This is a genomic window from Acetobacter papayae (assembly GCF_047721125.1).
In the GTDB taxonomy this organism is placed as follows: Bacteria; Pseudomonadota; Alphaproteobacteria; order Acetobacterales; family Acetobacteraceae; genus Acetobacter; species Acetobacter papayae.
Genome location: NZ_JBDNWF010000035.1, coordinates 20,938 through 27,021 on the forward strand (window position 1 = coordinate 20,938; position 6,084 = coordinate 27,021).

5 protein-coding genes are annotated in these 6,084 nt (G+C 60.8%); 4 read left to right on the forward strand and 1 reads right to left on the reverse strand.

Annotated elements, in window-relative coordinates; all coding sequences use genetic code 11:
- The 3 genes from ABF757_RS10065 (at position 1) to ABF757_RS10075 (ending at position 3,380) form a co-directional block, all read left to right on the forward strand.
- Positions 1 to 1,638, forward strand: a complete 1,638-nt coding sequence (locus ABF757_RS10065; protein WP_025861387.1) for an electron transfer flavoprotein-ubiquinone oxidoreductase — start codon at positions 1 to 3, stop codon at positions 1,636 to 1,638.
- Between the two features lie 63 nt (positions 1,639 to 1,701).
- The gene (locus ABF757_RS10070; RefSeq protein WP_415482103.1) at positions 1,702 to 2,451 is read left to right on the forward strand and encodes an electron transfer flavoprotein subunit beta/FixA family protein; all 750 of its coding nucleotides are present in this window, start codon (positions 1,702 to 1,704) and stop codon (positions 2,449 to 2,451) included.
- A gap of 2 nt (positions 2,452 to 2,453) precedes the next feature.
- Positions 2,454 to 3,380 carry an FAD-binding protein gene (locus tag ABF757_RS10075; RefSeq protein ID WP_415482105.1) on the forward strand — a complete coding sequence of 309 codons (927 nt, stop codon included), beginning with the start codon at positions 2,454 to 2,456 and terminating at the stop codon, positions 3,378 to 3,380.
- Between the two features lie 79 nt (positions 3,381 to 3,459).
- Here ABF757_RS10075 and ABF757_RS10080 read toward each other — a convergent pair whose 3' ends face one another.
- On the reverse strand, positions 3,460 to 4,188 hold the full coding sequence (locus ABF757_RS10080; RefSeq protein ID WP_415482107.1) for a TetR/AcrR family transcriptional regulator C-terminal domain-containing protein: 729 nt from the start codon (positions 4,186 to 4,188) through the stop codon (positions 3,460 to 3,462).
- A 156-nt stretch (positions 4,189 to 4,344) separates the two neighbouring features.
- Here ABF757_RS10080 and ABF757_RS10085 point away from each other — a divergent pair, with 156 nt between their 5' ends.
- A complete protein-coding gene (locus tag ABF757_RS10085) occupies positions 4,345 to 5,877 on the forward strand; it encodes an efflux transporter outer membrane subunit (RefSeq protein WP_415482108.1) in 1,533 nt (510 codons plus the stop codon).
- Positions 5,878 to 6,084 lie beyond the last annotated feature (207 nt).

A 6,084-nucleotide genomic window follows, 5' to 3' on the forward strand; every position in this document is an offset into this window, starting at 1 on the left:
ATGAGTGAGCCTGTGCGTGAGTCGATGGAGTTTGACGTTGTCATTGTAGGCGGTGGCCCCGCCGGACTGGCCGCTGCCATCCGCCTGCGCCAACTTTCCCCGGAGATAAATGTCTGCCTGATTGAAAAGGGCAGCGAGATCGGGGCGCATATCGTCTCCGGTGCGGTTATCGAGCCGCGCTCCCTGACAGAGCTCCTGCCCGACTGGCGTGAACGCGGCGCGCCGCTCAATACGCCGGTCACGGCGGAAGATATGCTCTATCTGACACGCAACAGCAGTCTGCGCGTGCCTATGCTGGACCGTTTCATGCCGCATATGGCCAATCACGGGAATTACGTGGTTAGTCTGGGCGAGGTCTGCCGCTGGCTTGCCGCTCAGGCCGAAGAACTGGGCGTGGAAATCTATCCCGGTTTTGCCGGGGCGGATGTGCTGATCGAGGATAATCGCGTGGTGGGCGTTGTCACCGGCGATATGGGCGTGGGCCGCGATGGCGAGCCCGGCCCCAATTACCAGCCCGGCATGGAACTGCGTGCGCGCTACACCCTGTTTGGCGAAGGCTGCCGGGGTTCGCTGACCAAGAAGGTCATGGCCCATTACGACCTGCGCAGTGGTGTCGATCCCCAGACCTATGGGCTGGGCATCAAGGAAGTGTGGGAAATTCCGGCTGAGAAGCATCGTCCTGGTCTGGTGCAACACAGCTTTGGCTGGCCGATGGATAACAACACCTATGGTGGAGCGTGGCTGTACCATTTTGGCGAAAATCTGGTGTCCTATGGCTTTGTCATCGGGCTGGATTACGCCAATCCGTGGCTTTCGCCTTTTGATGAAATGCAGCGCGTGAAGCTGCACCCGGCCTTTCGCAAGCATCTCGAAGGGGGGCGGCGCATTGCCTATGGCGCGCGCGCCCTGTCCGAAGGTGGGTTGCAGTCCCTGCCCCGCCTGACATTCCCCGGTGGCGCGCTCATTGGCGATTCCGCTGGTTTCCTTAACGTGCCCAAGATCAAGGGCACGCATACGGCTATGAAGTCGGGCATGCTGGCGGCGGAAGCCGTGGCCGAGGCGCTCAAGGCCGAGCGGCCCGAGCCCGCGGCGTTTACCGACAAGGTGCGTCGTTCATGGCTGTGGCAGGAACTGCGCGGCGCGCGCAATATTCGCCCGGCCTTTGCGCGCTTTGGCGCCCGGGGCGGTGCGGTTTACGCTGCACTTGATGCCATGCTGCTGCGCGGTCGCGCACCGTGGACGCTGCATTTCCAGCACAAGGACAACGAAACCCTCAAGCCCGCCAGCGTGTGCGCAAAGCCGGACTACCCCAAGCCCGATGGCACGCTCACCTTTGATCGCCTGTCCTCGGTATTCCTGTCCGCCACCAATCATGAGGAAGACCAGCCGGTGCATCTGCACCTGCGCAATCCCTCTTTGTGGAAAACGGTCAACTGGGATGTGTTCCACGCTCCTGAAGCGCGGTATTGCCCGGCAGGCGTGTATGAAGTGGCGGATGAAGAAACCGCCCCGCGCTTGCAGATCAACGCGCAGAACTGCGTGCACTGCAAGACATGCGATATCAAGGACCCCACGCAGAACATAGACTGGACCACGCCCGAAGGTGGTGGTGGGCCAAATTATCCGGCCGGTATGTGAATTTCGGCCAAAATACTGTAAGGGATCGTCCGAACTCTCCTGCGTCAGCAAGCGAAAGAAGTCATGAAGATACTCGTACCTGTAAAGCGGGTTGTTGATTACAACATCAAGCCGCGCGTAAAGGCCGACGGCAGCGGTGTTGAAACCGCCGGTGTCAAGATGTCCATGAATCCGTTCGATGAAATCGCGGTGGAAGAGGCCGTGCGCCTGCGCGAAAAAGGCGCTGCGTCCGAAGTGGTCGTGGTGTCGGTGGGCGTGCAGCAGGCGCAGGACACCCTGCGCACGGCTCTGGCCATGGGTGCGGACCGCGCCATTCTGGTTCTGTCCGATGAAAGCCCCGAGCCGCTGGCCGTTGCCAAGGTTCTGAAAAAGCTGGTCGAAAAGGAAGAACCGTCACTGGTTATCCTCGGCAAGCAGGCCATTGATGACGACATGAACGCCACGGGCCAGATGCTGGCCGGTTTCCTTGGCTGGGGTCAGGGCACGTTCGCCAGCAAGGTGGAACTGGCCGAAGGCCGCGCGCGCGTCAGCCGCGAGGTTGATGGCGGCACGGAAGAGGTCTCTCTCTCCCTGCCCGCGATCATTACGGCTGACCTGCGCCTGAACGAGCCGCGCTACGCCTCGCTGCCCAACATCATGAAGGCCAAGAAAAAGCCGCTTGAAACTCTGCAGGCGGCTGATCTGGGCGTGGACATGACGCCGCGCCTGACGGTTGTCAGCGTTGCGGAACCGACCGAGCGTAAGGCGGGCATCAAGCTCGACTCCGTGGCGGAACTGGTGGAAAAACTGCGTAACGAAGCGAAGGTGATCTGATCATGACCGCTCTTGTTCTTCTCGACCACGAAGGCGGTCAGATCAGGAAGGCGGCTCTGTCCGCCGTGGCCGCAGCAACCAAGCTGGGCGATGTGCATGTGCTGGTCACGGGCGATGCCGCCGTGGCGCAGGCCGCGGCATCCATTGCTGGGGTGAGCAAGGTTCTGCACGCGGCGGATGCCCGTTACGCGCATGATCTGGCGGAGCCGCTTGCGGCACTCGTGGCCTCGCTGGCTGGCGGGTATGATCATATCGTGGCCGCGGCCGGGGCGTTCGGCAAGAACGTGCTGCCCCGCACAGCAGCCCTGCTCGATGTGCAGCCTATCCCCGATGTCATCAGCATTGAATCTGCCGATACGTTCGTGCGCCCCATTTATGCGGGTAACGCACTGGCGACAGTGCGCTCGTCCGATGCCAAAAAGCTGCTGACCATCCGTTCCGCAGCGTTCGACCCCGCCCCGGCGGAAGGTGGCAGCGCCACCGTCGAAACCCTGCCCGGCGTGGACAGCCCCGAAGTCTCGCGCTTTGAAGGTGTGCAGCTCAGCACGTCCGACCGGCCTGAACTGGAATCCGCCCGCGTGGTGGTGTCCGGTGGTCGCGGCATGCAGAGCGAGGAAAAATTCCACACGCTTGACCCGCTGGCCGATGTGCTGGGTGCAGCGCTTGGCGCGTCCCGTGCGGCGGTTGATTCGGGCTTTGTGCCTAACGAGTGTCAGGTGGGGCAGACCGGTAAGATTGTCGCGCCCGATCTGTATATGGCGTTCGGTATTTCCGGCGCTATCCAGCATCTGGCCGGCATGAAGGACAGCCGCGTGATTGTGGCGGTCAATAAGGACCCCGACGCCCCTATTTTCCAGGTGGCAGATTACGGCGTGGTGGGCGATCTGTTTGAGATCGTGCCCCAGCTTGTCGATGCGCTGAAGAAGTAAAACGCCGTTTCAGGCGGCCTGTCTTTACTGGCAGGCAATGGCAAACCCGCACGCGACTGGCGTGCGGGTTTTGTCGTTTTCAGGCCCGTGGTGTGTTGTGGGCATCCGGCTTGCCATAAGCGGCCATAAAGATATCCACGGCCGATTGCGTGACCTTGCGCTTGTCCTCTTCCTCGTTTTCCAGCGGCATGTTGAAGCGCTTGCGGTGGGCGATACGCGTCTGGCAGAGCGAAAAGAACTGTTCTGCCGCAAGGTCCGGGTCGTCCGTGTACATGGTGCCGCGCTCCGTCTGTTCAGCAATCCACTGCGAGAGCGTAGCCAGCGCCAACCGGGGGCCATGCTGCCAGAACGAGACGGCCAGTTGCGGAAAATGCGGCGCTTCGGACACGATAATCCGGTACAGCACCAGACTTTCGGGCTGGGTAATAAGCTGGATAATGCCGCCTGCCATTAGCGTTAGGGTCTCGCGCGGGGTGCGGCCGTGTTTGATGGAGGCAAGAATGGGTGGCAGCTTTTCGCGGCAGCGCTGCTCTACATAGGCGGTGAACAGATCCGCCTTGTTGGTGAAGTAGTTGTAAAGTGTGCCTTTGGAAACGCCAGCCTTGCGCGCAATGGCTGACATACTTGCCCCTTCGTAGCCGTGTTCGGCAAAAACGAGATTGGCGCCGCTCAGAATCTGTTGCCTTTTAGCCTCCGATTCTCCCACACAGGACTGCGCGCCGGGCCGGTCGGATGACAGGGCGGGCTCTGGAGCAGAGACGCCTGTTGGCCCGGAGGCAGGATCGGAAGGGAAATCGGAGGAGGACATAGGCGGTTGGCTCTGGTGGCTGAATGATTGACGCGCGAAGGAAAGACGATAGGGTACGCAATGACCGAACCGGTCGGTCAGAACAGAAACGTTGTAGCAAAAATTAACGTCGGCGCATAATTTTCCCGGCGTACGGGTTCGAGAAGGGTCAGGCAAGTGGCAAAAACGCAGGTGGCGAAAAGGCGGGCAGACACGGCATCCATACTGGTGCTGGCCGTGCTGCTGGCAGGGTGCGCGGTGGGGCCTGACTTCAAAAAGCCCGAAACATGGTCTCCCGAGCAGTGGCGGCAGGCCGCCACACAGGAGCGCTCCCGCCTGCTGAGCGTGCCGACAACAGAAGAACCACCGGCGGCATGGTGGAGCATTTTCCATGACCCGGAACTGACAGCGCTGGAAGAGCGGCTGGCCAGCCAGAACCTTGATGTGCAGCAGGCGTCCGAACAGCTTGCGGTCAGCCGGGGTCAGTTGCTGCTGGCCGGTGCCGAGCGCTTTCCTGACCTTGCCGCCTCGGGCTCCTACAAGGCATCGCAGTACAGCACCAAGGAAATGCAGTGGGTGCTCAAGCGCGTAGGCCGTCAGGCCGGGGTGGGCGACCAGATCGAAGCCGCGGCATCAAGCGCTTCGGTGCCGTTGCTTAACCAGTGGCAGGATGGCCTTCAGTCAAGCTGGGAGGTTGATCTGTGGGGCCGTGTGCGCAGGCAGTACGAGGCCGCCAAAGCCTATATGACAGCCTCGCAGGAAGAACGCCGGGGTATTCTGGTAGCGCGTCAGGCTGAGCTGGCTTCCGATTATATTACCCTGCGCCAGTTGCAGGAGCAGGCGCGCATTACTCGCGCCAGCCGTGATCTGGCAGCCGATCTCACCAAGCTGAGCGAGTCGCGCTACCATAGTGGTCTGGTGAGCGAACTGGATGTGGATACCGCTCAGGCCGAACTCCAGCGCACCGACGCCCTGCTGCCGCAATACGACCAGCGGATTGCCATGCAGATCAACGCCATCAATCTGTTGATGGGGTCTCCTCCCGGCGCACTGGATGCGGAACTGAATCAGAGTAAGGCCATTCCTCTGGTGCCGCCTGCTGCACCTGTAGGCCTGCCGTCCGAACTGGCGCGTCGCCGCCCGGATATTCGCGAAGCCGAAGCCCAGCTCCATGGGGCTACAGCGGAAGTCGGTCAGGCGGCTGCGGATTTTTATCCCAAGGTTACGATTGATGCCGGGTTTGGCTTTCAGTCCCTCTCCTTCCGCGATCTGGGGTTCTGGAATGCGCGGGCATGGAATGTTGGGCCATCCATCACCCTGCCTATTTTTCAGGGGGGCCGCCTGAGCGGGCAGCTTGAAATGAAAAAGGCCTCGCAGCGGGCAGAGGCGCTCAATTATCGCAAAACCGTTCTGAACGCATGGCGTGAGGTGGATAACGCTCTGGTGGCCTGGCAGGCCGAGCAGCGGCGTAATCAGGCGATCAGCGCTCAGGTGCAGTCAGATCGCCGTGCACTTACATTGGCACAGGATCAGTACCGCCACGGGTTGCAGAACTATCTGCAGGTGCTGGATGCCCAGAGGCGTATGCTCCAGTCCCAGACACAGGAGGCCGAAAGCACGGCCACCCTCTCTGGCAATCTGGTGCAGCTATATAATGCACTGGGCGGAGGTTGGGAGCAGGCCTTTCCAGAAGCCAGAACCACAAAGTGAATCGAAAAGGGCGGCCTAAGGCCGCCCTTTTCTTTTGGGGGGCCATTCGCGTGCCGGAGCATCCGTTTTGATATCGTATTTTTATGGGCCAAAAATGGCGGAATTCCTTGGAATGTTTCAGAAAAAAGTCAGTGGGAGCATTTTTCTGTTGGAGTGGTGTTGACGGTATAGTGCTGGTGGGTATAGAAGCTGGCTCACGGGACGAGA